Source organism: Stutzerimonas chloritidismutans, assembly GCF_051486945.1.
GTDB classification, from domain to species: domain Bacteria; phylum Pseudomonadota; class Gammaproteobacteria; order Pseudomonadales; family Pseudomonadaceae; genus Stutzerimonas; species Stutzerimonas chloritidismutans_B.
Genome location: NZ_JAHVDX010000004.1, coordinates 325,244 through 351,183, shown reverse-complemented (window position 1 = coordinate 351,183; position 25,940 = coordinate 325,244). Strand labels below are relative to the sequence as shown.

General features: G+C 63.5%; 21 protein-coding genes and 1 riboswitch. Of the genes, 11 read left to right on the top strand and 10 right to left on the bottom strand.

What is annotated here, in order from left to right; genetic code table 11:
- Positions 1 to 2 precede the first annotated feature (2 nt).
- From KXR72_RS17020 to adeC, 4 genes are all read left to right on the top strand, one after another.
- Positions 3 to 578, top strand: a complete 576-nt coding sequence (locus KXR72_RS17020) for a YceI family protein (RefSeq protein WP_437422277.1) — start codon at positions 3 to 5, stop codon at positions 576 to 578.
- Between the two features lie 248 nt (positions 579 to 826).
- Complete coding sequence (locus KXR72_RS17015) at positions 827 to 1,960, top strand: efflux RND transporter periplasmic adaptor subunit (RefSeq protein WP_437422276.1); 1,134 nt, start codon at positions 827 to 829, stop codon at positions 1,958 to 1,960.
- A gap of 24 nt (positions 1,961 to 1,984) precedes the next feature.
- Entirely contained in the window at positions 1,985 to 5,122 is a 3,138-nt protein-coding gene (locus KXR72_RS17010; RefSeq protein ID WP_437422275.1) for an efflux RND transporter permease subunit, read from the top strand.
- Complete coding sequence (gene adeC / locus KXR72_RS17005) at positions 5,119 to 6,549, top strand: AdeC/AdeK/OprM family multidrug efflux complex outer membrane factor (RefSeq protein WP_437422274.1); 1,431 nt, start codon at positions 5,119 to 5,121, stop codon at positions 6,547 to 6,549. The genes KXR72_RS17010 and adeC overlap by 4 nt, the downstream gene beginning before the upstream one ends.
- Positions 6,550 to 6,627: 78 nt before the next feature.
- Here the strand turns inward: adeC and KXR72_RS17000 are convergent, their stop codons facing one another.
- From KXR72_RS17000 to KXR72_RS16985, 4 genes are all read right to left on the bottom strand, one after another.
- Positions 6,628 to 8,448 (bottom strand): DEAD/DEAH box helicase, encoded by a 1,821-nt coding sequence (locus tag KXR72_RS17000; RefSeq protein ID WP_437422273.1) that lies wholly within the window; start codon positions 8,446 to 8,448, stop codon positions 6,628 to 6,630.
- Positions 8,449 to 8,679: 231 nt separating this feature from the next.
- On the bottom strand, positions 8,680 to 9,534 hold the full coding sequence (gene metF, locus KXR72_RS16995; protein WP_437422272.1) for a methylenetetrahydrofolate reductase [NAD(P)H]: 855 nt from the start codon (positions 9,532 to 9,534) through the stop codon (positions 8,680 to 8,682).
- A 128-nt stretch (positions 9,535 to 9,662) separates the two neighbouring features.
- Positions 9,663 to 11,069, bottom strand: a complete 1,407-nt coding sequence (gene ahcY, locus KXR72_RS16990) for an adenosylhomocysteinase (RefSeq protein ID WP_437422271.1) — start codon at positions 11,067 to 11,069, stop codon at positions 9,663 to 9,665.
- A 22-nt stretch (positions 11,070 to 11,091) separates the two neighbouring features.
- Positions 11,092 to 11,239: riboswitch (S-adenosyl-L-homocysteine riboswitch) on the bottom strand.
- Positions 11,240 to 11,329: 90 nt separating this feature from the next.
- Positions 11,330 to 12,583: a cation:proton antiporter gene (locus KXR72_RS16985; protein ID WP_437422270.1), complete on the bottom strand. Its 1,254-nt coding sequence runs from the start codon at positions 12,581 to 12,583 to the stop codon at positions 11,330 to 11,332.
- A gap of 167 nt (positions 12,584 to 12,750) precedes the next feature.
- On the opposite strand from KXR72_RS16985, the gene KXR72_RS16980 reads away from it, so the two are divergent.
- Both KXR72_RS16980 and KXR72_RS16975 read left to right on the top strand, forming a co-directional pair.
- Positions 12,751 to 13,185 carry a hypothetical protein gene (locus KXR72_RS16980; protein ID WP_437422269.1) on the top strand — a complete coding sequence of 145 codons (435 nt, stop codon included), beginning with the start codon at positions 12,751 to 12,753 and terminating at the stop codon, positions 13,183 to 13,185.
- A gap of 66 nt (positions 13,186 to 13,251) precedes the next feature.
- Positions 13,252 to 13,695: a c-type cytochrome gene (locus KXR72_RS16975; RefSeq protein ID WP_437422268.1), complete on the top strand. Its 444-nt coding sequence runs from the start codon at positions 13,252 to 13,254 to the stop codon at positions 13,693 to 13,695.
- Between the two features lie 4 nt (positions 13,696 to 13,699).
- Here the strand turns inward: KXR72_RS16975 and KXR72_RS16970 are convergent, their stop codons facing one another.
- Positions 13,700 to 14,077 carry a DUF1090 family protein gene (locus tag KXR72_RS16970; protein WP_437422267.1) on the bottom strand — a complete coding sequence of 126 codons (378 nt, stop codon included), beginning with the start codon at positions 14,075 to 14,077 and terminating at the stop codon, positions 13,700 to 13,702.
- 48 nt (positions 14,078 to 14,125) lie between these two features.
- Positions 14,126 to 15,805: an NAD-dependent DNA ligase LigB gene (gene ligB, locus KXR72_RS16965; protein ID WP_437422266.1), complete on the bottom strand. Its 1,680-nt coding sequence runs from the start codon at positions 15,803 to 15,805 to the stop codon at positions 14,126 to 14,128.
- Positions 15,806 to 16,071: 266 nt separating this feature from the next.
- Between ligB and KXR72_RS16960 the strand changes: the two genes are divergently transcribed.
- The gene (locus tag KXR72_RS16960; RefSeq protein ID WP_437422265.1) at positions 16,072 to 17,001 is read left to right on the top strand and encodes an ABC transporter ATP-binding protein; all 930 of its coding nucleotides are present in this window, start codon (positions 16,072 to 16,074) and stop codon (positions 16,999 to 17,001) included.
- On the top strand, positions 16,998 to 17,759 hold the full coding sequence (locus KXR72_RS16955) for an ABC transporter permease (protein ID WP_437422264.1): 762 nt from the start codon (positions 16,998 to 17,000) through the stop codon (positions 17,757 to 17,759). The genes KXR72_RS16960 and KXR72_RS16955 overlap by 4 nt, the downstream gene beginning before the upstream one ends.
- A gap of 71 nt (positions 17,760 to 17,830) precedes the next feature.
- Here KXR72_RS16955 and metK read toward each other — a convergent pair whose 3' ends face one another.
- The 4 genes from metK to KXR72_RS16935 form a co-directional block, all read right to left on the bottom strand.
- Positions 17,831 to 19,021 (bottom strand): methionine adenosyltransferase, encoded by a 1,191-nt coding sequence (gene metK, locus KXR72_RS16950; RefSeq protein ID WP_437422263.1) that lies wholly within the window; start codon positions 19,019 to 19,021, stop codon positions 17,831 to 17,833.
- Between the two features lie 14 nt (positions 19,022 to 19,035).
- The gene (locus KXR72_RS16945) at positions 19,036 to 20,037 is read right to left on the bottom strand and encodes an ArsR/SmtB family transcription factor (RefSeq protein WP_437422262.1); all 1,002 of its coding nucleotides are present in this window, start codon (positions 20,035 to 20,037) and stop codon (positions 19,036 to 19,038) included.
- A 75-nt stretch (positions 20,038 to 20,112) separates the two neighbouring features.
- Complete coding sequence (locus KXR72_RS16940) at positions 20,113 to 20,715, bottom strand: LysE family translocator (RefSeq protein ID WP_437422261.1); 603 nt, start codon at positions 20,713 to 20,715, stop codon at positions 20,113 to 20,115.
- A complete protein-coding gene (locus KXR72_RS16935) occupies positions 20,712 to 21,608 on the bottom strand; it encodes a TauD/TfdA family dioxygenase (protein WP_437422260.1) in 897 nt (298 codons plus the stop codon). The genes KXR72_RS16940 and KXR72_RS16935 overlap by 4 nt, the downstream gene beginning before the upstream one ends.
- Before the next feature lie 163 nt (positions 21,609 to 21,771).
- On the opposite strand from KXR72_RS16935, the gene KXR72_RS16930 reads away from it, so the two are divergent.
- The 3 genes from KXR72_RS16930 to epd all read left to right on the top strand — a co-directional run bounded on the left by KXR72_RS16930 (position 21,772) and on the right by epd (position 25,937).
- The gene (locus KXR72_RS16930; protein WP_437422513.1) at positions 21,772 to 22,692 is read left to right on the top strand and encodes a LysR substrate-binding domain-containing protein; all 921 of its coding nucleotides are present in this window, start codon (positions 21,772 to 21,774) and stop codon (positions 22,690 to 22,692) included.
- Positions 22,693 to 22,787: 95 nt separating this feature from the next.
- Positions 22,788 to 24,785 carry a transketolase gene (gene tkt, locus KXR72_RS16925; protein WP_437422259.1) on the top strand — a complete coding sequence of 666 codons (1,998 nt, stop codon included), beginning with the start codon at positions 22,788 to 22,790 and terminating at the stop codon, positions 24,783 to 24,785.
- 105 nt (positions 24,786 to 24,890) lie between these two features.
- Entirely contained in the window at positions 24,891 to 25,937 is a 1,047-nt protein-coding gene (gene epd, locus KXR72_RS16920; RefSeq protein WP_437422258.1) for an erythrose-4-phosphate dehydrogenase, read from the top strand.
- Positions 25,938 to 25,940 lie beyond the last annotated feature (3 nt).

The following is a 25,940-nucleotide window of genomic DNA, read 5'->3' as shown; positions in this document are numbered from 1 at the left end:
CCATGTTGAAGAAGACCTTCGCCGCGCTCGCCCTGGGTACGGCCTTGTTCGCCGGCCAAGCCATGGCGGCTGATTACACCATCGACCAAAAGGGCCAGCACGCCTTCGTCAATTTCAAAATCAGCCACCTCGGCTACAGCTGGCTGTGGGGCCGGTTCAACGATTTCAGCGGTACCTTCAGCTTCGATGCCGACCAACCGGAGGCGAGCAAGGTCGAGGTGACCCTGCAGACCGCCAGCGTGGATTCGAACCATGCCGAGCGTGACAAGCACCTGCGCAGCGATGACTTCCTCAACGTATCCAAGCATCCGACCGCGACCTTCAAGTCCACTTCGGTCAAGTCCACCGGGGAAGGCACTGCGGATATCACTGGAGACCTGACGCTCAATGGTGTGACCAAGCCGGTCGTCATCGCCGCCAAGTTCATTGGTGAAGGGAAGGATCCGTGGGGCGGCTATCGCGCCGGTTTTGAAGGCACCACGACCCTCCAACTGAAAGATTTCGACATCAAAATGGACCTCGGGCCAGCGTCCCAAAGCGTCGATCTGATCATCTCGGTTGAAGGCGTGCGTCAGTAACGCACCGCGACACACGAACGCCGGCGGAAGCCGGCGTTCTGCTTTCCGGGCCAAGCTGCGATGCGCTGGTCAGAGCGGTTGGTGCAGTGCGTCATCGACCCAGCGCATAGGCAAGCGCCGGTCCCGTCGACCGCACATTCGCTGTTTACAAACAGTCTTGAATGTAAGTATATTCGCCGCATTCCACTGTTCGAGTCTGCCCAGCGCGCGTCCTGCTGGGTCCTGTCTGATCTACGAGGTCACTTTCCATGCCGTTCAAGCCAGCCCGTGCTGCCCTGGGTCCCTTATTCGCCGCTGCTGTGCTCATTGCCGGATGCCAGGACGAAGCGGCGCCGCCGGCTGCGGAGCAACCGCAACAGGCGCCCCAGGTCGGCATCGTGACGCTGAAGGCGGAACCCTACGCGCTGACCACGGAATTGCCTGGTCGGGCGCAGGCCTACCGCATTGCGGAGGTGCGACCGCAGGTCGACGGCATCATCCAGAAGCGCCTGTTTACTGAAGGCAGCGACGTGAAAGCGGGTCAGCAGCTTTACCAGATCGACGATTCGCTCTACCAGGCAACTTTTAAGAGTGCCCAGGCCAGCCTGGCTTCGGCCAAATCGCTGGCCGATCGCTACGCGCTGTTGGTCAAGGAGCAGGCGGTGAGCCAACAGGCCCATGACGAGGCGCGCGCGGCCAGTCTGCAGGCCGAAGCCGAGCTTGAGCGCGCTCGCATCAACGTGCGCTACACCAAGGTGCTGGCCCCGATCTCCGGCCGCATCGGTCGCTCAGCCGTCACCGAAGGTGCGTTGGTCAGCGCGGGCCAGACGCAGGAGCTGGCGATCATCCAACAGCTCGATCCGATTTACGTTGATGTCACCCAGCCCGCACGGGACTTGCTCAACCTGCGACGCGACCTGTCCGAGGGCCGCCTGGAGCGAGCCGGTGAGAATGCTGCCAAGGCAACCCTGACTCTCGAAGACGGTAGCACCTACCCGCACGAGGGCAAGCTGGAGTTCTCCGAAGTCTCGGTGGACTCGGGTACCGGTTCGGTGGTGTTGCGTGCCGTCTTCCCCAATCCAGACAAGATACTGATGCCAGGCATGTTCGTTCATGCGCAACTGGTCGCGGGCGTGAAGAGCGAGGCGATCCTCGCGCCCCAGCAGGGTGTCACGCGCACGCCAACCGGCGAGGCGACAGCCATGGTCGTCGGTGCTGACGACAAGGTGGAGGTTCGCAAGATCGCGGCCGCGCGTACCGTCGGCAATCGCTGGTTGGTCACTGATGGTCTCCAGCCGGGCGATCGCCTGATCACTGAAGGGCTGCAATTCATCCGTCCGGGTGTTCAGGTCAAGCCGGTTCCGGCGACGAACGTGACCCCCACCCAGCCGCAAGCCCAGTAAGGTCGAGCCGAGGATCCATCGTCAATGTCCAAATTCTTTATCGACCGGCCCATCTTTGCCTGGGTGCTCGCGCTGGTCATCATGCTGGCTGGCACCCTGTCGATCCTGTCGCTACCGGTCCAGCAATACCCCAGCATTGCGCCGCCTGCGGTCGGCATTTCTGTCAACTACCCGGGCGCGTCGGCGCAAACGGTGCAGGACACCGTAGTCCAGGTCATCGAGCAGCAGCTCAACGGGATCGACGGCCTGCGTTACATGTCTTCGGAAAGCAACTCCGACGGCAGCATGACAATCACCGTAACCTTCGAGCAGGGCACCGACCCGGATATCGCTCAGGTCCAGGTGCAGAACAAGCTGCAACTGGCGACGCCGTTGCTGCCGCAGGAAGTGCAGCAGCAGGGCATCCGTGTGACCAAGGCGGTGCGTAACTTCCTGATGGTCATCGGCGTGGTTTCGACCGATGGCAGCCTGACCCGCGGCGACCTCTCCGATTACATCGTCTCCAATATCCAGGACCCGATCTCGCGGACTGCCGGGGTCGGTGACTTTCAGGTGTTTGGCTCGCAGTATGCGATGCGGATCTGGCTCGATCCGGCCAAGCTCAACAATTTTGCGCTGACGCCAAGTGATGTCGGCGATGCGATCGAGGCGCAGAACGTCCAGATTTCGGCCGGCCAGTTCGGGGGCTTGCCGGCGGTGCCGGGCCAGCAACTGAGCGCGACCATCATCGGCAAGACGCGGCTGCAGACACCTGAGCAGTTCCGCAACATCCTGCTCAAGGTCAACAGCGATGGCTCTCAGGTCCGCTTGGGTGACGTGGCGCGGGTCGAGTTGGCCGAGCAGAGCGCAGCGATCAGCGCGCTGTACAACGGGATGCCGGCGTCGGCAATGGCGATCAAACTAGCGACCGGGGCGAATGCCCTCGATACCGCCAAGGCGGTGCGCGCCACCATCGACGAGCTCAAGCCGTTCTTCCCTGCAGGGATGGAAGTGGTCTATCCGTACGACACTTCTCCCGTGGTATCGGCGTCGATCACCGGCGTGGTGCACACCCTGTTCGAAGCCATCGCGCTGGTTTTCCTGGTGATGTACCTGTTCCTGCAGAATTTCCGTGCGACGCTGATTCCGACACTTGCCGTGCCGGTTGTCCTGCTCGGGACGTTCGGCGTGCTCGCGGCATTCGGTTTCAGCGTCAATACACTCACCATGTTCGCGATGGTCCTGGCGATTGGCTTGCTCGTGGACGATGCCATCGTCGTGGTGGAAAACGTCGAGCGGGTGATGGCCGAGGAGGGGCTGTCACCGCGCGAAGCGACGCGTAAGTCGATGTCGCAGATCCAGGGTGCGCTGGTTGGTATTGGCCTGGTGCTGTCGGCTGTCTTCGTGCCGATGGCCTTCTTCGGCGGTTCGACCGGCGTGATCTACCGCCAGTTCGCGATCACCATCGCCTCGGCGATGACGCTGTCGGTGCTGGTCGCGCTGATCTTCACTCCGGCGCTTTGCGCGACCTTGCTCAAGCCGATCCCCAAGGGTCAGCATCATGCAAAACGTGGCTTCTTCGGCTGGTTCAACCGAACCTTCGAACGCGGCGTGGGCGGCTACGAGAACGGCGTGCGCAGCGTGCTCAAGCGCAAGATTCCGTTCTTGCTGTTGTACGTGGTGATCGTTGCGATCATGGCGGTGCTGTTCACACGTCTGCCCGCGTCCTTCCTGCCCGACGAGGACCAGGGTGTGCTGTTCGTTCAGGTCCAGACACCCGCCGGCTCGACCGCCGAGCGTACTCAGCAGACGATCGACGCGATGCGCAAATATCTGCTTGAAGAGGAGTCTGACGTGGTCAACTCGGTCTTCACCGTTACCGGCTTCAACTTCGCCGGTCGCGGGCAGAACTCAGGCCTGGCCTTCGTTGGTCTGAAGCCGTGGGATGAGCGCACCGGTGAGGGCGAGGACGTCGCTTCGCTGGCGCAGCGCGCGCAGGCCCGCTTCGGTGCATTCCGCGACGCCATGGTGTTCGCTTTTGCGCCGCCGGCGGTGATGGAGCTGGGTAACGCGACGGGCTTCAATTTCTTCCTTCAGGACCGGGCAGGCGTTGGTCATGAGACGCTGATGAACGCCCGTAATCAGTTCCTCGGGCTGGCGGCCGAACACCCGGCGCTGACTGGCGTCCGCCCCAACGGATTGAATGACGAGCCGCAGTATCAGCTGCAGATCGACGACGAAAAAGCTCGCGTACTCGGCGTATCGCTGAGCGCGATCAACCAGACGCTGTCGATCGGCTGGGGTTCGAGCTATGTCAACGACTTCATCGATCGCGGCCGCGTCAAGCGCGTCTACATGCAGGGCGAGGCCAGCTCGCGGATGAATCCAGAAGACCTGGACAAGTGGTTCGTGCGTAACGATGCCGGCGAGATGGTGCCCTTCAGCGCCTTCGCCAGCGGCGAGTGGGTATATGGCTCGCCCAAACTGTCGCGCTACAACGGCGTATCGGCGATGGAGATCCTAGGCCAAGCCGCGCCGGGCTACAGCTCCGGTGACGCCATGGCTGCGGTGGAAGAGATAGCCCAGAAATTGCCGCAGGGTGTCGGCATCTCGTGGACCGGTCTGTCCTACGAGGAGCGTCTCTCCGGTGATCAGGCGCCGGCGCTGTATGCCTTGTCGCTGCTGGTGGTATTCCTTTGCCTGGCGGCCTTGTACGAAAGCTGGTCGATTCCCTTCGCGGTCATGCTCGTGGTGCCGCTCGGGGTGATCGGTGCGCTGCTGGCGACGCTTGGGCGCGGCCTGTCCAATGACGTGTTCTTCCAGGTAGGCCTACTGACCACTATCGGTTTGACGGCGAAAAACGCCATCCTGATCGTGGAATTCGCCAAGGAACTTCATGAGCAGGGGATGAACCGGTTCGATGCGGCGATCCAGGCCTGCCGCATGCGCCTGCGGCCGATCGTTATGACCTCATTGGCTTTCACGCTAGGCGTGGTTCCACTCGCTTTGGCCAGCGGTGCGGGCGCAGGCAGCTCGCACGCCATCGGCACGGGCGTCATTGGCGGCATGCTCACCGCAACCTTGCTGGTGATTTTCTGGGTGCCGTTGTTCTATGTTCTGGTGTCTTCGCTGGGTGAGCGCAACAACGACGCCACCGAAGCGCCGAAGGGAGATGCACAATGAACAAGTCAGTAATTGCCCTGGCCTTGCTGGCCACGTTGAGTGGCTGTTCGCTGATCCCGGATTACCAGCGCCCGGACACGCCCGTTAGTCAGGCTTGGCCAACCGGAGAGGCCTACGAAGGGACCGAGAGCGCTGCCCGGGGCGAGGCCTTGTCGCTGGGCTGGGAAGCGTTCTTTCGCGATCCGGCCTTGCGCCAGCTGATCGGCGTGGCGCTGGAAAACAACCGGGACCTGCGTGCCGCCGCGCTCAACGTCGAAGCCTATCGTGCGCTATATCGGGTCCAGCGCGCTGATCTGCTTCCGGCCGTTTCCGCTGACGGGGCCGGCAGCCGTACACGCACGCCAGGCGATCTCAATCAGTCTGGGCAGAGCGCGATCAGCAGCCAGTACAGTGCCACGCTGGGCGTTTCCTGGGAGCTCGACCTGTTCGGCCGGCTTGGCAGCCTGCGTGAGCAGGCGCTGCAGCAATTCTTCGCCACAGCCGCAGCGCAGCGCAGCACGCAGATCAGCCTGATCGCCAGTGTGGCCAACGCCTGGCTGACGCTGCAGGCCGACCAGGCGCTGCTGCAGGTAAGCCGAGACACGCTCGATACCTATGAGGAAAGCCTGTCGCTGACGCAGCACAGCTTCGATGTGGGCGTCGCGTCCGCGCTCGAGCTAAGCCAGGCGCGCAGCGCGGTCGACACGGCGCGCGTAAGCATCGAGCGCTACACACGCCAGGTCGCGCAAGACCGCAACGCCCTGGTGTTGCTGCTGGGGCAGAACCTGCCTGCAAACCTGCCGGCACCGGGTGATCTCGAACGCGATCAACTGGCGCCGCTGCCAGTCGGACTGCCATCGGACCTGCTGCGCAAGCGGCCGGACATTATCCAGGCCGAATACCAGCTACGGGCAGCCAACGCCAACATCGGTGCGGCGCGGGCGGCGTTCTTCCCCAGTATCAGCCTCACCGGCGCGGCGGGCACGGCGAGCAGCGAGCTTTCTGGCCTGTTCGAAGGCGGCTCCCGCTACTGGAATTTCTCGCCGAGCATCAGCGTACCGATCTTCAATGCGGGCCAGTTGCGCGCCAATCTCGACTATGCCGAAATCAGCCGCAACATCCAGGTCGCGCAGTACGAGTCGGCGATTCAAACGGCGTTTCGTGAGGTGTCCGACGGCTTGGCCGCGCAGTCGACCTACACGCGCCAGGTGCAGGCCCAGCGCGACCTGCTGGGAACCAGTGAGGATTACTATCGCCTCGCCGAGCGCCGCTATCGCACCGGTGTGGACAGCTACCTGACCCTGCTGGATGCGCAGCGCCAGCTATTCGAGGTCAAACAGCAGTTCATCGCCGATCGCCTCGCCCAGATGACCAGCGAAGTGGATCTGTTCAAGGCGCTTGGGGGTGGCTGGGATGCTCAGGCGCAACCCTTGCCCGGAGAAGGCTGACGCGAGCGTCTTTTCTCGAACCAAATAAAAACGCCGCCCTGGTCAACCAGAGGCGGCGTTTTCGTTATTGCAGCGCGGTCAGCGGTTGCGGGTCAGCAAGGCTGGTTTCTCGCCACGCGGCCGTGTCGGAAGTTGTTCGAGCTGATCGATGCTCGGCAGTCGGTCGATCTTCGACTCCTTGTGAATGATCACCGGCTGCTTTTCCTTCGGCTTCTCGGCCGCCATGTCTCGGCGCGCGCCCCCGAGCTCTTCACGACGCACTTCGTTCTTGTTGCGGCGGGGTTGGCCGCCACGCGCCGACTGGCCATTGCGTTTGCCCTTCCCTTGGCCAGCTGCCGCACCGCCACCGCCACCGCCGCCACCGCTGCGCTGCTGCCCTGAGTTGGCACGCGGTTGCCCATTGCCTGGGCTGCCGCCGCCGGAGCGGCGCCCGCGGCCTGGCTGGTTCTGATAAGGGCTGACGTAGTCGACGCGGTTGCCAAAATTATCGACCTCATCATCGAGGAAGGTTTCCGGGTCACGATCGTTCGGCATCCGCGGCGGACGGCTGACGGTCGCAGCAGCGCTCTGCTCGGCACCTTGTGCGCGACCACCCCGTGGCTTGTTGCGGCTGCGGCGGTTGCGCGTGCGCTCTTGCTGCTCGGCAGGCGCCTGTGCATCAGCTGCTTTCGCCCGCGGCTTGCGCTCGGCGCTGCGCGGCTGTCGGGGTTGGCGAGGTTCGCGAACTTCAGGCTTTTCCGCCTCGATGCTTTCGGCATCGAAGCCCATCAGATCGCCGTCTGGAATCTTCTGCTTGGTCATCCGTTCGATGCCCTTGAGCAGCTTTTCTTCGTCGGGTGCGACCAGGGAAATTGCTTCACCGCTGCGTCCGGCGCGGCCAGTTCGGCCGATGCGGTGTACATAGTCTTCTTCGACGTTGGGCAGCTCGAAGTTGACGACATGGGGCAACTGATCGATGTCCAGCCCGCGAGCGGCGATATCGGTAGCGACCAGGATACGCACCTGGTTGGCCTTGAAGTCGGCCAGCGCCTTGGTGCGCGCGTTCTGGCTCTTGTTGCCATGGATCGCGGCAGCCGGCAGGCCATGCTTGTCCAGATATTCGGCGAGGCGGTTGGCGCCGTGCTTGGTACGGGTGAAGACCAGCACTTGCTCCCAGGCACCCTGAGTAATCAGGTGCGCCAGCAGGGCACGCTTGTGGCTTGCCGGCAGGCGGAACACTCGCTGCTCGATGCGCTCGACCGTGGTGTTCGGCGGCGTCACCTCGATGCGTTCGGGATCATGCAGCAGCTTGTTCGCCAGATCGGTGATGTCTTTAGAGAAGGTCGCCGAAAACAGCAGGTTCTGGCGCTTCGCCGGAAGCCGGGCAAGGACCTTCTTGACGTCGTGGATGAAGCCCATGTCGAGCATGCGGTCGGCTTCGTCCAGGACAAGGATCTCGACCTTCGACAGGTCGACCGCGTTCTGGCCGGCCAGGTCGAGCAGGCGGCCCGGGCAAGCGACGAGTACGTCGAGCCCCTTGGCGATCGCCTGGATCTGCGGGTTCATGCCGACGCCGCCGAAGATGCAAGCACTCTTGAACGGCAGGTCGCGGGCATACACCTTGAAGCTGTCGTGGACCTGGGCGGCAAGTTCGCGCGTTGGCGTCAGCACCAGCACGCGCGGTTGACGCGCGGCATGGCGGTGCTCGCGGTCGGGGTGGCCGCCCGGGAATAGAATTTCGAGGACGGGAAGCGCGAAGCCACCGGTTTTCCCGGTGCCCGTCTGTGCGGCGACCATCAGGTCGCGTCCTTGCAACACGGCGGGAATCGCCCGCTGTTGCACCGGTGTAGGCTGGGTGTAACCGGCGGCCTCGACGGCACCGGCCAAAGCCTCGGAGAGACCGAGGGAAGCAAAGGACATGAGAAATCCTGTCTTGTTAGGGCGACGCCCTGGGATGGTCATGCCTGGCTCGAATCGCGACTGGCGTGCGATCCCGTCCGGTCCTGCCGCGTCACGAGACATCGGCATCCGGGCGTAAGCCTGGCGGAAGCGCGGAGTATAACAGAGGCTGTCTACCCCGCATTGGTACGACAGTGTGGCAGTTCGCAGGTTCATTGACCAGCGCCTATTTCTGTGGAGCTGGTCCGGCTTTCAGCGCGACAGGCCGAGGTTATTCCACACCGCCAGGCTCGGCTCCGCCTGGTTCAGGGTGTAGAAGTGCAGGCCCGGCGCGCCACCCTCAAGCAACTTCTGGCACATCTCGGAGATCACCTCGGTGCCGAATGCCTGGATGCTCGGGATGTCATCGCCATAGGCTTCCAGCTGCTTGCGGACCCAGCGCGGGATCTCCGCGCCGCAGGCGTCGGAGAAACGCGCCAGCTTGCTGTAATTGGTGATCGGCATGATGCCGGGGATGACCGGTGTATCCACACCCAGCTTCTGCACCCGCTCGACGAAGTAGAAGTAGCAGTCGGCGTTGAAGAAATACTGAGTGATGGCGCTGTCGGCACCGGCGTTGGCCTTGCGTACGAAGTTGGCCAGATCGTCTTCGAAGCTGCGCGCCTGCGGATGCACTTCCGGATAGGCGGCGACTTCGATGTGGAAGTGATCGCCGGTTTCGGTGCGGATGAATTCCACCAGCTCGTTGGCGTAGCGCAGCTCGCCGCTGGCCATGCCCATGCCTGACGGCAGGTCGCCGCGCAGGGCGACGATACGGCGGATGCCGGCGTCGCGGTAGGTCGCCAGCAACGTGCGTAGCTCGGCCTTGCTGTCGCCGACACAGGACAGGTGCGGCGCGGTCGGTACCTTTATTTCGCCGTCGAGCTGCAGCACGGTGTTCAGCGTTCGATCACGTGTCGAGCCGCCGGCACCATAGGTGCAGGAGAAGAAATCCGGCTGGTATTCAGCCAGCTGGCGCGCGGTGGCCAGCAGTTTTTCGTGTCCGGCTTCGGTCTTGGTGGGGAAGAATTCGAAGCTGATGGAGGGTTTCGATTGGGGTTTGCTCATGGCGAATCCAGGGCTGTCGGACAGCTTGCTGCCCGAAACTTCCTCTTATCGATAAAGGCTGGCGGCTGGAGGCGGGACGAGCGCGCGGCATGTCGTCCCGCCTCCAGCCTTTCGGCCTTCAGCGGTTCTTAGTAGCGGTAGCTGTCCGGCTTGAACGGGCCTTCGACCTCGACGCCGATGTACTCGGCCTGCTTCGGTGTCAGCCGGGTCACGACGCCGCCGAAGCCCTTGACCATCTCGAGCGCGACTTCCTCGTCGAGCTTTTTCGGCAGGACCATGACGGTTACGTTCTTGGTCTTCTCAGTCACCGGCAGGTCGGCGAACTTCTCGTTGTACAGGTGGATCTGTGCCAGCACCTGGTTGGCGAAAGAGCCGTCCATGATTCGGCTCGGGTGGCCAGTGGCGTTGCCCAGGTTAACCAGGCGACCTTCGGCGAGCAGGATCAGGTAGTCATCATTGGCAGGATCGACGTGCTTGCCGGTGCGGTGGATCTTGTGCACCTGCGGCTTGACCTCTTCCCAGCCCCAGTTCTGGCGCATGAAAGCGGTGTCGATCTCGTTGTCGAAATGGCCGATGTTGCAGACCACGGCGCGCTTCTTCAGGGCCTTGAGCATGCCGGCGTCACAGACATTGGCGTTGCCGGTGGTGGTGACGATCAGGTCGATCTTGCCGAGCAGTGCCTTGTCGATACTGGCATCGGTGCCGTCGTTGGCACCGTCCAGGTACGGCGAGACGACCTCATAGCCGTCCATGCACGCCTGCATGGCGCAGATCGGATCGACTTCGCTGACCTTGACGATCATGCCTTCCTGGCGCAGCGAAGCGGCCGAGCCCTTGCCCACGTCGCCATAGCCGATGACCAACGCCTGCTTGCCCGACAACAGGTGGTCGGTGGCACGCTTGATGGCGTCGTTGAGGCTGTGGCGGCAGCCGTACTTGTTGTCGTTCTTGCTCTTGGTGACCGAGTCGTTGACGTTGATCGCCGGGATTTTCAGGGTGCCTTTCTTGAGCATGTCCTGCAGGCGATGCACGCCAGTGGTGGTTTCTTCGGTCACGCCATGGACGCGTTCGAGCACCTGCGGGTACTTGTCGTGAAGGATCTGGGTCAGGTCGCCGCCGTCGTCGAGGATCATGTTGGCGTCCCACGGCTGGCCGTCCTTGAGGATGGTCTGCTCGATGCACCACTCGTATTCTTCTTCGGTCTCGCCCTTCCAGGCGAACACAGGGATGCCGGCAGCTGCGATGGCGGCAGCGGCCTGATCCTGAGTCGAGAAAATGTTGCACGAGGACCAGCGCACTTCGGCACCTAGCGCCGTCAGCGTCTCGATAAGTACAGCGGTCTGGATGGTCATGTGGATGCAGCCGAGGATCTTCGCGCCCTTGAGCGGTTGCTCACCGGCGTACTTTTTCCGCAGGCCCATCAGTGCCGGCATTTCCGATTCGGCGATGATGATTTCGCGGCGGCCCCAGTCGGCCAGGGAAATGTCGGCAACCTTGAAATCGTTGAAACCGGCAGGCGTCATGACAGCGCTCATTGAACAGTTCTCCATTCGTTTATGCGAATGGGCGCCGTTGGTGCGTATGGTTAACGCCCTGACCGAGCCTGACAGGTGAAACCTGATGGATCTGCTGTCGCGACAGCTCAGCCGCGTGGCTTTTGAGATCCGGAACAGGTTTCTGCCCTGCTGCAGCGCCCCTCGGACAGGTGGCGGGCACGGCCGAACGGTGTCGGCTGTGTGAAGCCTGGCGAGTATAGCCGCGCAGGCGTGCAATCCCAAGCCTGGGCGTGACCGGCTCAGTGCCGTTCGGCGCTCTGCTGAGTGCATATCCGGCGAACTAGGCGACCGATGCTCAGGCCCTGCACCAGAATCGAGAACAGCACCACCAGGTAAGTGATGTTGAGCAGCAGGTTGCGCTCCTCGCTGGCTGGCAACGCGAGCACCAGCGCGACTGAAATACCGCCGCGCAAACCACCCCAGGTCAGGATGCGCACTGTACCGTTCGGCAAGGCACGGCCCATCTGGCGCAGCAGCAGGGCGGGCGGGCCGACCGCGACCAGGCGTGTGCCGAGGATCAGCAAGGTCACGCACAGTGCGATCAACAGATACTGCGCGCTGAACGGCAGCAGCACCAGCTCCATGCCGATCAGCACGAAGAGCACCGCGTTAAGGATCTCGTCCAGCAGTTCCCAGAAATTGTCGAGGTTCTCCCGGGTGTGGGCCGACATGGCGTGGCGGCGCCCCTGGTTACCGATTATCAGGCCTGCCACCACCATCGCGATTGGGCCGGACACATGCAGGTGCGTCGCCAGGGTATAGCCGCCGAGCACCAGTGCGAGCGTCAGCAGGACTTCCACCTGGTATTGGTCGATGCTCTTGAGCAGGGCGAAGGTCATTGCGCCGAGCAAGGCGCCGAAGAGCATGCCGCCGCCCGCTTCCTCGACGAACAACCACACCGCTTCGCCCGCTCCCGGCGCTTCACCGCGGGCCAGCACGCCAAGGAGCACGGTGAAGACGACCACCGCGACGCCGTCGTTGAATAGCGATTCGCCCACAATGGTGGTTTCCAGCGCCTTGGGTGCGCCTGCTGAACGCATGATGCCGAGTACCGCGATAGGGTCGGTCGGCGAGATCAGCGCACCGAACAGCAGGCAGTAGATCAATGGTGGTTGCAGGCCGAAAAGGTCCAGCAGCCACCAGCTACCGAAGCCAATCACGGCCGTCGAGAACAGCACGCCGACGGTCGCCAGCAGGCCAATGGCCCAGCGCCGCGCGCGCAGGTCGGCGAGATTGATGTGCAGCGCACCGGCGAACAGCAGGAAGGACAACATCCCGTCCATCAGCAGGTGATTGAAGTCGATCCGCCCGACCAGTGCCTCGATCCGCTGTTCGAAGGCCGGCAAGCCGAGCATCGCCAGGCCGTGCAGCAATACCGAGAACACCAGGGCTGTCGCCATGACGCCGATGGTCGGAGGCAGCCCGATGAAGCGGTAGTTGAGATAGGCGAGCAGCGCAGTGAGGCTGATGAATATGGCGGACAGTTCCAGCATGCGGACCCCAAGCCGTTTCGGGTGACAGTCATGTGTGGACCGTGCGGGGCACCGATTTGGTGCGGCTGCCCACGGGACGAGCGGACGAACTCAACCCGCTGCCTGTCGTCGAACCCTTAAGGTTCGGTGAACCTCGCCGGGCGATTGTCCTTCAGGAGCTGCCAACCATGAACATCGCGTTCCGTGCTGTCCTGCTAGCCGTTGCCGCCATGCTGAGCCTGCCGGCGGCGGCCAATTCCTGCTACGTCACTGTCGACACTTCCGGGGCTGTGCCGCCACCGGTAGTGACAGAGAAGTGCTTCGAGTATCAGGGGGTGGAAGACAACTCGATCGACTGGGTTTGCCAAGATAACGAAGCGATCAAAAATACCCGCAATGAGATCCGGGACAGTTGTCCGGCGGGTGCCTTTGGTATCTGTACTGCTCCGATGACGCCCGAGACATTGGCCAATCCGCGTGCTCAGGGCAGCCAGGCGACGACGACGCCCGCGCCGTCCACCGTGCCGGAGCACGCCCACATCGTGACCTACAATTACGCCGCCAGCGATCGTGCGCAGGCGAAGATCGATTGCGAAAACGCCGGCGGTCAATGGTCGCAGTAGAGCGGTTTGGCGAAACCTCCGGCAGCAGGGATAATCGCGGCCCGTCCTGTTACTGGTAGATCGGCCATGAAGTCGCTGCTCCTCGTTTCGCTGGTGGTGCTGTTCGCCCTGACCGGGTGCGACCGTATCGACCCAAACTCCCCGCTCGGCAAGCGCAAGGCCATCTACCAGCAAATGCTCGACGTCAAGGAGGACCTGGGTGGCATGCTGCGCGGCCGTCTGGCGTTCGATTCGCAGGGCTTCGCCAGCGGCGCGGCGAAACTCGACGAGTTGTCGCGCCAGCCCTGGCAGTTCTACCCCGAGGTCAAGGAAGCCGGGAGTGACGCGCGTGACGAAGTCTGGCAGCAGCAGGCGCGCTTCAACGAACTGGCCCGGGCGCTCGAAGCGCGCACAGCAGCGCTGGTGACGGCCACGACCTCGGGCTCACTGACGCCCAAAGCTGTCGCGCCGGCCTTCCAGCAGGTCGAAGACGCCTGCGAAGCCTGCCACAAGGAATTTCGAAACTACTGATGGTTTAGCGCTTGGCGGCTTCCAGCTGCCGCCGCGCGTGGTCGAGGCGGCGCTTGCTCAACTCGATCCGCGTCGGATCGCCGCTGCCCAACGCTTCGCGCAGCTGGGCTTCGCGCTGCTCAGCCAGGCGCGTCGCTCGTTCGATGGCCAGATGGTTGGGTTGCACCGGTGTCACGCCTCGGCATTGTGTCGCGAGCGCCTGCAACTGCTCTTCCAGCGCAGTGCGCCTGGCGTTGTCGCCCTTCAGCCGCGCCTCGGTGATCTGCTCGCCAATCATCCGCCTCGAGTCGCTGCAGGGATCGACCGGGTCCGGCGCGGCCGTCGCCAACCGCGCCAAGCTGGCAAGTACCAGTGGAAACAGGATGTATCGCCTGACAAACATGCACGCTCCGTTCTTATTGTTCTTGCTTTGAGACTGGAGCAGGCCGGCTTAGTGCCCTTGGAAGCCGGCGATGCCCTCGGCCTGCAGGGCTTGTTGCAGGGCCTGGACGTCGCGAGAAGCGAAAAATGCATGCAGCTGTTGTGCTCGTCGTGCACCAATGCCTGGCTCTGCTTGCCACTGCGCCTGGCTGCGCGCCGCCAGCGCCGCCCAGCTCGTATCGTCCGCCGGTATATAGCCCGGCGGCAGGCCGAGGGCGCGTAGCCAGGCAGAAAAGGGCCGCGTGCGGGCCAAGCGGAAACTCGCGATCAGTTCGCGCGCCGTGCTTTCGCCGATACCCGGCAGCTGGCGCAGGCGAACTTCATCGAGTGAAAGCCAGCCGTGCAGGTCAGTCAGCGCACCGGTTTCGATCAGGCGTTTCCAGGTGCCTGGGCCTAGGTGCGGCAGGTTGAGACCCTTCTTGCCGCTTAGCCAGACGAGCCGGGCCAGGAATTGCTGCTCGCAACCGGGCGTCGCGTGCCAGCAACTGTCGGCATGGTAGCTGGAAGCGGTCGGCGCCTGGATGGCCGACCTGTGTCGTGCGCGCCAGGCAACGCGTTCGAACCGTGGGATGGCATGGCCGGCGAGTCCCAGCGTGATCTGGTCGCCGGGCAAGATGTCCGCCTGCCGCCACCGCTCGACCGAGCCTAGGCTGACGCGGCTGATACGGCGCCCATCCAATAGCAGCGGATCCAGCTCAAGGATCGGAGTGATGCGCCCGCTGCGGCCGATGCTGAACGTCACCTCGCGGACGTCGGCCAGCGCGGTGCGCAGCGGGTATTTCCAGGCCGCGGCCCAATGCGGTGGTTCGGCTTGCCAGCGCGTGGCGTCGGGGCGACGGCCCTGGCGCAGCACCACGCCGTCGGTGGCGAAGGGCAGCGGTTGGCGATACCAGGTGTCGCGCCAGTGGGCGGCCTGCTCTGGAGTCGCGACGGAGTGGGTCAGCGCGGTGCTCTCGCCGAAGCCCATCGCGGCGAGCCCGTCGAGCCGGGCCTGCATGGCCTCGGGGCCGGTTGGCCAGTCCCAGACGAACAGGCCGATCTGCGCGGCCTCGTCGTTGGTCAACGTATCGCGTGCCATGGCACCGGCTACTTTTCCTCGCGCGCCAACACCGCCTGCGCTTGCTTGGACATGACTATCGAGTCGCCAGTAGAGCTCGCCCTGCAGGACCAGCTCGCCAGTTTGGGCGATGCGCTCAGGCACGGCGGGCAGGTGCCGGGCGACCCGGGTCCAGTCCTGCCCGTGGCGGCCATCACCTCGGCTGATCAAGCGGATCAGCGCGCCCTGGCGGTAATGCAGGGTCACCGCCACACCGTCGACCTTTGGTTGGATCCACAAGTCGTTGCGCGAGGACATCCAGCGCGTGACGGCGGTGCTGTCGGCCAGCTTCGCCAGGCCGGTCTGCGCCACCGGATGGCGCACCTCGCCCGACGCAGTGTCCAGCGGGTCGGGCAGGGCTGGGGTGCTGTCCGGGAAGCAGGCGCGCCAGTGTTCGAGACGCTGGCTGGCTTGGTCGTAGACTTCATCGTCGACCAGCGCCACGCCACGACGGTGGTAAGCGTCGTTCCACTCGGCCAGCTGTTGATGGAGGGCGGCGGTTTCCGTCCGCGCCTGTTCAGGCGACCAGTCAGGGCAGCCGGCGAAGGAAAACGTGGCGGCGAAGCACAGCGATAACGCGCTCAGGCGTTGCATAGGAGCATCCTTGCTCAAGAGGGAAGGCCGCATTTTGCCCACCAGCACGTAGGCTCGCTATGCACTGGCGCACGTTGGGCTGTGCAGGGTCTGGTTGCCGTCGCGCCAGCGGGGTGAACCATGCGTGCGCGTTCGGGCCAGATACACAGGCATCCCGGCCAATCGACAGACGAAACGCCGCGAAGCTGCGAAGGCAGTGCGTAGGACAGCACGCGTAACGAACTCGCTTTACAATCACCCGCCCATCGTCGTGGAGTTATCGACCCGTGCAGCCCGTGATATCCATCGAGAAGCTGAGCAAGACCTATGCGTCGGGCCATCCGGCGCTCAAACAGATCGACCTGGAGATCCGCCAGGGTGAGATATTCGCCTTGCTGGGCCCCAACGGCGCCGGCAAGACGACGCTCATCAGCATCATCTGCGGCATCGTCAATCCGGGCGGTGGGCAGGTGAAGGTTGGCGGCTTCGATATCGTCAAGGACTACCGAGATGCGCGTTCGAAGATCGGCCTTGTGCCGCAGGAGCTATTCAACGAAGGCTTCGAGAGCGTCTGGGCCACGGTGCGTTTCTCGCGTGGGCTGTTCGGCAAGGCGCCGGACGACGCCTATCTGGAGAAGTTGCTGCGCGACCTTTCGCTGTGGGACAAGCGCAAGGCGCGGATCATCGAGCTGTCCGGCGGCATGAAGCGCCGCGTGATGATCGCCAAGGCGCTGTCGCACGAACCGAGCATCCTCTTTCTCGACGAACCGACCGCGGGCGTGGACGTCGAGCTGCGCCGCGACATGTGGGAGATGGTCCGTGGCCTGCGTGAGCGCGGCGTCACCATCATCCTCACCACGCACTACATCGAGGAAGCCGAGGAGATGGCCGACCGCATCGGGGTGATCAGCAAGGGCGAGATCATTCTGGTCGAGGACAAGCACCGGCTGATGCAGAAGCTCGGCAAGAAACAGCTGACGCTGCACCTGCAACGCCCCCTCTCGGCGATCCCCACGGAGCTGGCCGGCTATCCGCTGGAACTGGTCGATGCCGGCAACCAGCTCGTGTTCACCTTCGATGCGCAGCATGAAGACACCGGCATTGCCGACCTGCTCAAGCGCCTTGCCGAGCACGGCATCGATTTCAAGGACCTGCAGTCGAGCCAGAGCTCGCTGGAGGAAATCTTCGTCAGCTTGGTCAAGGGCAGCCGCACATGAACCTGCACGCAATCCGCGCTATTTACCTGTTCGAACTGGCCCGCACCTGGCGCACGCTGCTGCAGAGCATCGCCACGCCGGTCATTTCCACGTCGCTGTATTTCGTGGTGTTCGGCTCGGCCATCGGCTCGCGCATGGAGGCCATGCATGGCATTCCGTACGGCGCTTTCATCATTCCCGGGCTGATCATGATGGCGCTGCTCACCGAGAGCATCTCCAACGCCTCGTTCGGCATCTACATGCCGCGCTATTCGGGGACGATCTACGAAGTGCTATCGGCGCCGGTGTCCTATCTCGAGATCGTCATCGGCTATGTCGGCGCGGCGGCGACCAAGTCGATCATTCTCGGCATCGTGATACTGCTGACGGCGCGGCTGTTCGTCGACTACGAGATCGCTCACCCGTTCGTCATGGCGTTGTTCCTGTTGCTGACGGCGGTGACCTTCTGCCTGTTCGGCTTCATCATCGGCATCTGGGCGGACGGCTGGGAGAAGCTTCAGATCGTGCCATCGCTGATCGTCATGCCACTGGCCTTCCTGGGCGGCAGTTTCTACTCCATCGAGATGCTGCCGCCGTTCTGGCAGAACGTCACGCTGTTCAATCCGGTGGTGTACCTCATCAGCGGGTTCCGCTGGAGCTTCTACGGGGTTTCCGACGTCAACGTTGGCATCAGCTTGGCCATGACGCTGGGCTTCCTTGCGCTGTGCCTGGTATTGATCGGTTGGATCTTCAAGACGGGTTATCGGTTGAAGAACTAGCGTCAACCTGAGACGGAGAAAGCCCCGCTCAGCAACGCTGGCGGGGCTTTCGTTTGCCGCTGGCGGGTACGTTACAGGTTGGCCGCCGCGCGCAGGGCGTCGGCCTTGTCGGTCTTCTCCCACGTGAAGGCGGTAAAGGTGTCGTCACCGACCGTCATTTGGTAGGGGTCGCGACCGAAGTGGCCGTATGCCGCGGTGGCCTTGTACATCGGGTGCAGGAGATCGAGCATGGTGGTGATCGCGTAGGGGCGCAGGTCGAAATGCTCGCGCACCAGCGCAACGATCTTCTCGTCGCTGAGCTTGCCGGTGCCGAAGGTGTTGATCGAGATCGAGGTCGGTTGGGCCACGCCAATGGCGTAGGAGACCTGGATTTCGCAACGCTCGGCCAGGCCTGCGGCGACGATGTTCTTGGCTACGTAACGACCGGCGTAAGCGGCCGAACGATCGACCTTGGACGGGTCCTTGCCGGAGAAAGCGCCGCCACCGTGACGGGCCATGCCGCCGTAGGTGTCGACGATGATCTTGCGTCCGGTCAGGCCGCAGTCACCTACCGGGCCGCCGATGATGAACTGGCCGGTCGGGTTGATGTGGAACTGCGTGTCCTTGTGCAGCAGTTCGGCCGGGATCACGTGCTTGACGATCAGCTCCATCACCGCGTCCTTGAGGTCCGAATGCTTGACCTCGGGATTGTGCTGGGTCGACAGCACGATGGCGTCGATGCCGACGACCTTGCCGCCTTCGTAGCGGCAGGTGACCTGGCTCTTGGCGTCCGGGCGCAGCCACGGCAGCAGGCCGTTCTTGCGGGCCTCGGCCTGGCGCTCGACCAGCGCGTGGGAGAAGCGGATCGGGGCGGGCATCAGCACGTCGGTTTCGTTGCTGGCGTAGCCGAACATCAGGCCCTGGTCGCCCGCGCCCTGGTCTTCCGGCTTGCTGCGGTCGACGCCTTGGGCAATGTCCACCGACTGCTTGCCGATGATGTTGATGATGCCGCAGGTGGCGCCGTCGAAACCGACGTCCGAGCTGTTGTAGCCGATGTCGATGATGACATCGCGCACCAGCTGCTCGAGGTCGACCCAGGCGCTTGTAGTCACTTCACCGGCGACGATGGCTACACCCGTCTTTACCAGCGTTTCGCAGGCCACGCGGGCATGCTTGTCCTCGGCGATGATGGCGTCCAGCACCGCATCGGAGATCTGGTCGGCAATCTTGTCCGGGTGCCCTTCGGACACGGACTCGGAGGTGAAAATCGAGTATTCGCTCATCTATCGGTTTCCTATTACCGGTGGGTGAGTCGGCTGTCAGTGGCGGGCCGGGAAAAGTACCGGGCCTGGATCTGAAAACCGTTCTTCAAGCCAATGTAGAGGCTCTCGCCGGGCGTGAGCCCCGCGGCATCGGCCCAACGGGCCAGATCATCCTGTTCGAAGCCCAACCAGAGATCGCCGCAGGCCTCCCTGGCCCAACTCTGGTTGTGGCTGCACAGTTCGGTGACCAACAGGCTGCCGCCCGCGTTCACCAGCCGTGCCAATTGTTTGAGTGCCTCGCCCGGCGCCGCTAGGTGATGAAGCACCATGTTCAGCACCACGCAGTCGGCCGGCGGGCAGTCGTCCTGCAGCGCATCGGCCAGCTTCAGTTCGACATTGCCAAGCGCCGCCTGCTCACAACGGGCACGTGCCAGTTCGAGCATCGCCGGGCTGTTGTCGACTGCCAGCACGTGAGCGAAGCGGTGCGCCAGTTCGGGTAGGAAACTGCCATCTCCCGGCCCCACTTCGAGTGCCGTCGCGTTTGCAGGGAAGTTCAGCGCATCGAGCAGGGCCACCACGCTGTCACGGTATTGCGGCAGGCCGGCGATCATGTCCTGGCGCGCCTGGAAGCTGCCCGCCATGCGCGTGAAAAAGTCGGCGCTGGCGGCGTTGCGCTGGGCATGCACGGCGCCGATGCGTGCCTGCACGTCGGCGGGCAGGGCCAACTGGTCGACCTCTTCAAGCAACGCAGCGTGAAGCCGGCCGCCGAGGGTTTCGGCCAACGGCAGGGCGCGCCGGTAGAAGATCGCGTTGCCTTCGCGGCGCGTCGCGAGCAGGCCGGCCTGGGTCAGTACTTTGAGGTGATGGCTGATGCCTGACTGGCCTGTGGCGAAGATCTGCGCCAGTTCGAGCACGCCGAACGAGTCGCTGGTAAGTGCGCGCAGAATGTTCAGCCGCAGCGGATCGCCGCCGGCCTTGCACAGGGCGGCGAGCTGGTCGCTGTGATCGAAGGACATCCGAGGAATACGCAGGCTCATAGGCTGCGCAGTCTAGTCGGTCGTTTTTCGTCCAGCAACGCCAATATCAAAAAGTTTTGATATTGGCGTGCGCGATTAGCTGATCAAGCTGTTGATACCCATCCCGCATGACACCAGGCCCAGCCCAAGCAGGAAGAAGCTTGGCAGCAGCTCCAGTGCCCGCTGCAGTCCTTCACGGCTGGCCAGCTGGCGTGAGACGAGGCTGTAGGTCACCAACACCGAGATGTCCACCAGTGCCCAGATGGCGATCAACGTTACCGCCTGCGGGGCGAAGGGTTGCGCGGGCAGGATGAAACCGGGCAGGAAGGCGAGGAAGAACAGGATGTCCTTGGGGTTGGACAACCCCACCGCCATGGCGCGCCAGAAGTAGTGGGCCTGCGAGCGCGGCGCCTGATCATTCGTTGTGCCGCCGCCGCAGAGGCCGTCCGCGCCGAGCCAGATCAGATAGAGCCCGCCGATGACCTGGCCCCATTCAAGAATCACCGGCTGCAGATCGAGCGCCAGGTAGATGAGCACCAGCGCCGCGACCATCAACACCTGCGCTGACAGCACTCCGCCGAGAATTGTCCAGGCCGGCCAGCTGCGTCGGGCATCGGCGATGACGAGCGCGACCACCGGCCCGGGCGAGGCGATTAAGAGAATGACGGCGGCGGCAAAGGCGAGGTAGGTAGCATTCATAGTTCGGTTACCAGTTCGAAGATGCGCGACTGCTTGCCCAGTCGCTCGGTGTAGAACCGCTGGTTGCAGCTGGCGAAGGTGCGCTGCATCCAGCGGTCGTTGCCATCGAAGTTCGCAGTGAATGGGCTGCGTGCGTGGGCGGTGCGGCGGTTGTCGATGATCAGCAGATCGCCGCGCCGCAGGCGTACCGGCTCGACCACATCCCACGCGACGGTGCGGAGGCGTTCCAGGGCCTGCTGGGCGCGGTCGCTGTAGGCAACCATGAAGTGCGGGTCGAATCGCATGAACGGCGCATCCGGGTCGCCGTAAAGCACGGTCTGGTGCTTGTCGATATCGATGCGCTGGTTCTTCTCGCTGGGGCCGTAATCCGAGAGGAAGTTGTAGGGTTCGTTGAGAAAGAATGCCTGGTCTTCGTAGGACAGGCGCTCGACGATGCGATCGGCCGAGGCGATGTAGGTAATGGCCTCAGCGGCTGGATCCTGGCGCAGGCAGAGCAGCAGGAGGTAGTCGGGCTGTACCGCGTGGAAAGCGTTCTCGGTGTGCAGGTCCAGCTCGGTATCGAAACTGTCCGAGGTGGCTGCGCGTGATTGGGTCTGTTGCGGGAAAAAGTTGTTGACGATGGCGCCGCCCGATTCCTGCACATAGCCGATCGGCTCGCCCAGCAAGGCAGTGGCTTGCAGCAGCAGGCGTTCGCTGCGGCTGTCTGGCTTGTTCAGGGCATTGCGCGAGGCCGGCGTCGGCGGAATTTCACCGATCTCGGTCTCCTCCAGCAACAGGAAGCCCTTGGCGTTGCCGAACAGCTTGAACTCGAGGATTTGCGCCATCTGCGCTTGACTGAGCCCTCCATGGCGGATGCTGGCAGATAAAAGTTGGTCAAACTCACGAGTGGGCATGTCATCCTTCCCTAGTGTTATGTGCGGCTTGGGCCTTGTTATGGCGTCCGTGCCATTGCAATGCTGGCCCGGTTGCCGGCGAGTATTGGTGGGGTCTAGGGGGTTGCAAAATGGAAAAAACGGCCAGCTCCGATGAGTTTTACTCATGCGGTCTTTACCCGGCATGACGGTGCGCATGCCGCCGCTGTATGCGCTGCGCGCCTTCGAAGTTGCGGCGCGCTTCGGCTCGTTCACTCAAGCCGCCGAGAGCCTCTGCATCACCCAGAGCGCGGTAAGCCGGCACGTCAAGACCCTGGAGGAAAGCCTTGGTTGCCAGCTATTCGAGCGGCGCGGTTCCCGGCTCGCGCTGACCGATACCGGTCGGGTGCTGGCGCAGGAGCTCAAGGCGGGGTTTCGCACCCTGGAGAACGCCTGCATTGCCGTGACACGCCAGCGTGACGCCTTGCGCTTGAAGGCGCCGTCCACGCTGACCATGCGATGGTTGCTCGGCGTGCTGGACGACTTCCATCTGCACCACCCGCAGGATCGCGTTCAGCTCACCAGCGCCTGGATGGACCTCGATGCGGTGGACTTCCACAACGAGCCTTTCGATTGCGCGATCCTGCTCGGCCACGGTGGTTTCCCCGCGGACTGGAATCGCGTCAAGCTGTTCGATGAATGGCTGGTGCCGGTCTGCTCGCCCGCGTATCAGGGCGGGCCGCCGTGGACGCAGGCGCGCCTGAGCACTGCCGAGCTGATCCATCCGTCACGTGACTGCCGGGACTGGCGCCGCTGGCTGCAGCGGATTGGCTGGGTCGATGCGGTCGCCTGGCAGCAGGGCAAGCTGTTTGACACCCTGGAGCTGGGCATCTCCGCCGCCGCGCAGGGCCACGGAATCTCCATCGGCGATCTCGCGTTAGTCGATGCCGAACTGCAAAAGGGCTCGCTGATGCTGCCGTTCGACCAGGCGGTGCGCTCTGGTGACAGCTACTACCTCGTTTGGCCGGCCAGTGGCGAGACGCCGCTGACCCTGACGCGCATGAAGGAGCATCTGCTGCAGCACTTGCCGGACCCCGACAACCGCGGTGTGCGCCTGCTCGATTGAGCGCGACGAGGCAATCATTCAGTCATTGCCCCACTCCGCCCGGTAGGGGAAAATGGCCGCCTTTTTCTCAGTACACCCCCGCAGGAGATTCAGCGATGCCCAGCCGTCGTGAGCGAGCCAATGCCATCCGCGCCCTCAGCATGGATGCTGTGCAGAAAGCCAACAGCGGCCACCCGGGTGCCCCGATGGGCATGGCGGACATCGCCGAAGTACTCTGGCGCGACCACTTGAAGCACAGCCCGACCAACCCGCAGTGGGCCGACCGCGACCGCTTCGTGCTGTCCAACGGTCACGGCTCGATGCTGATCTATTCCCTGCTGCACCTGACCGGCTACGACCTGTCCATCGATGACCTGAAGAACTTCCGCCAGCTGCACAGCAAGACCCCGGGTCACCCGGAGTTCGGCTACACCGCCGGCGTCGAGACCACTACCGGCCCGCTGGGCCAGGGGCTGGCCAACGCCGTGGGCTTTGCCCTGGCTGAGAAGGTCATGGCTGCGCAGTTCAACCGTCCAGGCCACGACATCGTCGACCACTTCACCTACGTCTTCATGGGCGACGGCTGCATGATGGAAGGCATCAGCCACGAGGTCTGCTCGCTGGCCGGCACCCTCTCGCTGAACAAGCTGATCGCTTTCTACGATGACAACGGCATCTCCATCGACGGCGAAGTGCACGGCTGGTTCACTGACGACTCCCCACGCCGCTTCGAGTCCTACGGTTGGCAGGTGATCCGCAACGTCAACGGCCATGACGCCGACGAGATCCAGATCGCCCTGGAAACCGCGCGCAAGAGCGACCGCCCGACCCTGATCTGCTGCAAGACCATCATCGGCTTCGGCTCGCCGAACAAGCAGGGCAAGGAAGAATCCCACGGCGCCGCCCTGGGTGACGCCGAGATCGCTCTGACCCGCGAAGCGCTGGGCTGGACGCATGGCCCGTTCGAGATTCCGGCTGATATCTACGCCGAGTGGGACGCCAAGCAGAAGGGCGCCGATGCGGAAAACGAGTGGAACAAGCGCTTCGCTGCCTACGAAACCGAATTCCCGGCACTGGCCGCTGAATTCAAACGCCGCATGGCCGGCGAGCTGCCAGCCGATTTCGCGGAAAAGGCCAGCGAGTTCATCCGTGAAGTCGCTACCAAGGGCGAGACCATCGCCAGCCGCAAAGCCAGCCAGAATTGCCTGAACGCCTTCGGCCCGCTGCTGCCGGAGCTGCTCGGCGGTTCGGCGGACCTGGCCGGCTCCAACCTGACCCTGTGGAAAGGCTGCAAGCCGGTGGTTGCCGAGGATGCATCGGGCAACTACATGTACTACGGCGTGCGCGAGTTCGGCATGGCCGCGATCATGAACGGCGTCGCCCTGCATGGCGGCCTAATCCCCTACGGCGCGACCTTCCTGATGTTCATGGAATACGCCCGTAACGCCGTGCGCATGTCGGCGTTGATGAAGCAACGTGTCATCTACGTCTTTACCCACGATTCCATCGGTCTGGGCGAAGACGGCCCGACCCACCAGCCGATCGAGCAGCTGACCAGCCTACGCACCACGCCGAACCTGGACACCTGGCGCCCGGCGGATACCGTCGAATCTGCCGTCGCCTGGAAGCATGCGGTCGAGCGCAAGGACGGCCCGAGCGCGCTGATCTTCTCGCGTCAGAACCTGCCGTTCCACGTGCGTGACAACGAAACCGAAGCGGCGATCGCCCGCGGCGGCTACATCCTGAAGAACTGCACCGGCGAGCCGGAGCTGATCCTGATCGCGACCGGTTCGGAAGTCAGCCTGGCGGTGCAGGCCGCGGACAAGCTGACCGAACAAGGCCGTAAGGTGCGCGTCGTCTCGATGCCGTGCACCAGCGTGTTCGACAGCCAGGACGCCGCCTACAAGCAGCAGGTTCTGCCGGTGGAAGTGGGTGCGCGCATCGCCATCGAGGCGGCCCATGCAGACTACTGGTACAAGTACGTCGGCCTCGAAGGGCAGATTATCGGCATGACCACCTACGGCGAATCGGCCCCGGCCGGCCAGCTGTTCGAGGAGTTCGGCTTCACCGTCGATAACATCCTCGCGGTAGCCGGAGAGCTGCTGGAAGACTGATACCGCGCAGCGGTGGATGGCTTCGGCCATCCACCTACGTCACGCCACCTTCCGTAGAGTGGAAGACCCGCAACGCGGTTTCCACCGCCAGGATCGATGAATCCAATGGCCAATGCCCGTCCCTATCGCGTCGCCCTCAACGGTTACGGCCGCATCGGTCGCTGTGTGCTGCGTGCCTTCTATGAGCGCGACGCCGCTTTCGATTTTCAGATCGTTGCCCTCAACGACCTGGCCGACATGGCCAGCATCGAATACCTCACCCGTTTCGACTCCACCCATGGCCGCTTTCCCGGCGACGTGGGTGTCGACGGCGATTGCCTGCACCTGAACGGCGATTGCGTAAAAGTGCTGCGCGAATCTACGCCTGAGGCCATCGACTGGCGGGCGCTGGATGTCGACCTCGTCCTTGAGTGCTCCGGCGCCTATAACACCCGTGCAGGCGGTCAGCGTTTCCTTGAGGCCGGTGTGCCACGCGTGCTCTTTTCCCAGCCCATGAGCGGCGCAGCGGATGTCGACGCCACCGTCGTCATGGGCATCAACCACGGCCAGCTGAAAGGCAATGAGCGGCTGGTGTCCAACGCCTCTTGCACCACCAACTGCGGCGTGCCGCTGCTCAAGCTGCTCAACGATTCCATCGGCCTGGACTACGTCTCGATCACCACGATTCACTCGGCCATGAACGATCAGCCGGTGATCGACGCCTATCATCACGATGATCTTCGCCGCACCCGCTCGGCCTTCCAGTCGGTGATACCGGTGTCCACCGGCCTTGCGCGTGGCATCGAACGGCTGCTGCCGGAACTCTCCGGGCGGATTCAGGCCAAAGCGGTGCGGGTGCCGACGGTGAACGTGTCCTGCCTGGACATCACCGTGCAGACCTCGCGTGACACGGATGCGCACAGCGTCAATCGAATCCTGCGCGAAGCCGCCGAATCCGGACCCTTGCACGGCCTGGTGGGCTACACCGAATTGCCGCACGCCAGTTGTGATTTCAACCACGACCCGCATTCGGCGATTGTCGATGGCAGCCTGACGCGCGCCTCCGGCCCGCGGCTGGTGAACCTGCTGGCCTGGTTCGACAACGAGTGGGGATTCGCCAACCGCATGCTCGACGTGGCCGATCACTACTTGCGTGTCGCCAACCGCCACTAACCG

What these genes read in the sequence shown, in the direction of transcription:
- tkt (WP_437422259.1), top strand. Translation starts at nt 22,788, where the DNA reads ATGCCCAGCCGTCGTGAGCGAGCCAATGCCATCCGCGCCCTCAGCATG.
- KXR72_RS16945 (WP_437422262.1), bottom strand. Translation starts at nt 20,037, where the DNA reads ATGAGCCTGCGTATTCCTCGGATGTCCTTCGATCACAGCGACCAGCTC.
- KXR72_RS16940 (WP_437422261.1), bottom strand. Translation starts at nt 20,715, where the DNA reads ATGAATGCTACCTACCTCGCCTTTGCCGCCGCCGTCATTCTCTTAATC.
- KXR72_RS16935 (WP_437422260.1), bottom strand. Translation starts at nt 21,608, where the DNA reads ATGCCCACTCGTGAGTTTGACCAACTTTTATCTGCCAGCATCCGCCAT.
- metK (WP_437422263.1), bottom strand. Translation starts at nt 19,021, where the DNA reads ATGAGCGAATACTCGATTTTCACCTCCGAGTCCGTGTCCGAAGGGCAC.
- KXR72_RS16985 (WP_437422270.1), bottom strand. Translation starts at nt 12,583, where the DNA reads ATGCTGGAACTGTCCGCCATATTCATCAGCCTCACTGCGCTGCTCGCC.
- KXR72_RS16930 (WP_437422513.1), top strand. Translation starts at nt 21,772, where the DNA reads ATGACGGTGCGCATGCCGCCGCTGTATGCGCTGCGCGCCTTCGAAGTT.
- KXR72_RS17010 (WP_437422275.1), top strand. Translation starts at nt 1,985, where the DNA reads ATGTCCAAATTCTTTATCGACCGGCCCATCTTTGCCTGGGTGCTCGCG.
- KXR72_RS17015 (WP_437422276.1), top strand. Translation starts at nt 827, where the DNA reads ATGCCGTTCAAGCCAGCCCGTGCTGCCCTGGGTCCCTTATTCGCCGCT.
- epd (WP_437422258.1), top strand. Translation starts at nt 24,891, where the DNA reads ATGGCCAATGCCCGTCCCTATCGCGTCGCCCTCAACGGTTACGGCCGC.
- KXR72_RS16975 (WP_437422268.1), top strand. Translation starts at nt 13,252, where the DNA reads ATGAAGTCGCTGCTCCTCGTTTCGCTGGTGGTGCTGTTCGCCCTGACC.
- metF (WP_437422272.1), bottom strand. Translation starts at nt 9,534, where the DNA reads ATGAGCAAACCCCAATCGAAACCCTCCATCAGCTTCGAATTCTTCCCC.
- KXR72_RS16980 (WP_437422269.1), top strand. Translation starts at nt 12,751, where the DNA reads ATGAACATCGCGTTCCGTGCTGTCCTGCTAGCCGTTGCCGCCATGCTG.
- ligB (WP_437422266.1), bottom strand. Translation starts at nt 15,805, where the DNA reads ATGCAACGCCTGAGCGCGTTATCGCTGTGCTTCGCCGCCACGTTTTCC.
- adeC (WP_437422274.1), top strand. Translation starts at nt 5,119, where the DNA reads ATGAACAAGTCAGTAATTGCCCTGGCCTTGCTGGCCACGTTGAGTGGC.
- KXR72_RS17020 (WP_437422277.1), top strand. Translation starts at nt 3, where the DNA reads ATGTTGAAGAAGACCTTCGCCGCGCTCGCCCTGGGTACGGCCTTGTTC.
- KXR72_RS16955 (WP_437422264.1), top strand. Translation starts at nt 16,998, where the DNA reads ATGAACCTGCACGCAATCCGCGCTATTTACCTGTTCGAACTGGCCCGC.
- KXR72_RS17000 (WP_437422273.1), bottom strand. Translation starts at nt 8,448, where the DNA reads ATGTCCTTTGCTTCCCTCGGTCTCTCCGAGGCTTTGGCCGGTGCCGTC.
- KXR72_RS16970 (WP_437422267.1), bottom strand. Translation starts at nt 14,077, where the DNA reads ATGTTTGTCAGGCGATACATCCTGTTTCCACTGGTACTTGCCAGCTTG.
- ahcY (WP_437422271.1), bottom strand. Translation starts at nt 11,069, where the DNA reads ATGAGCGCTGTCATGACGCCTGCCGGTTTCAACGATTTCAAGGTTGCC.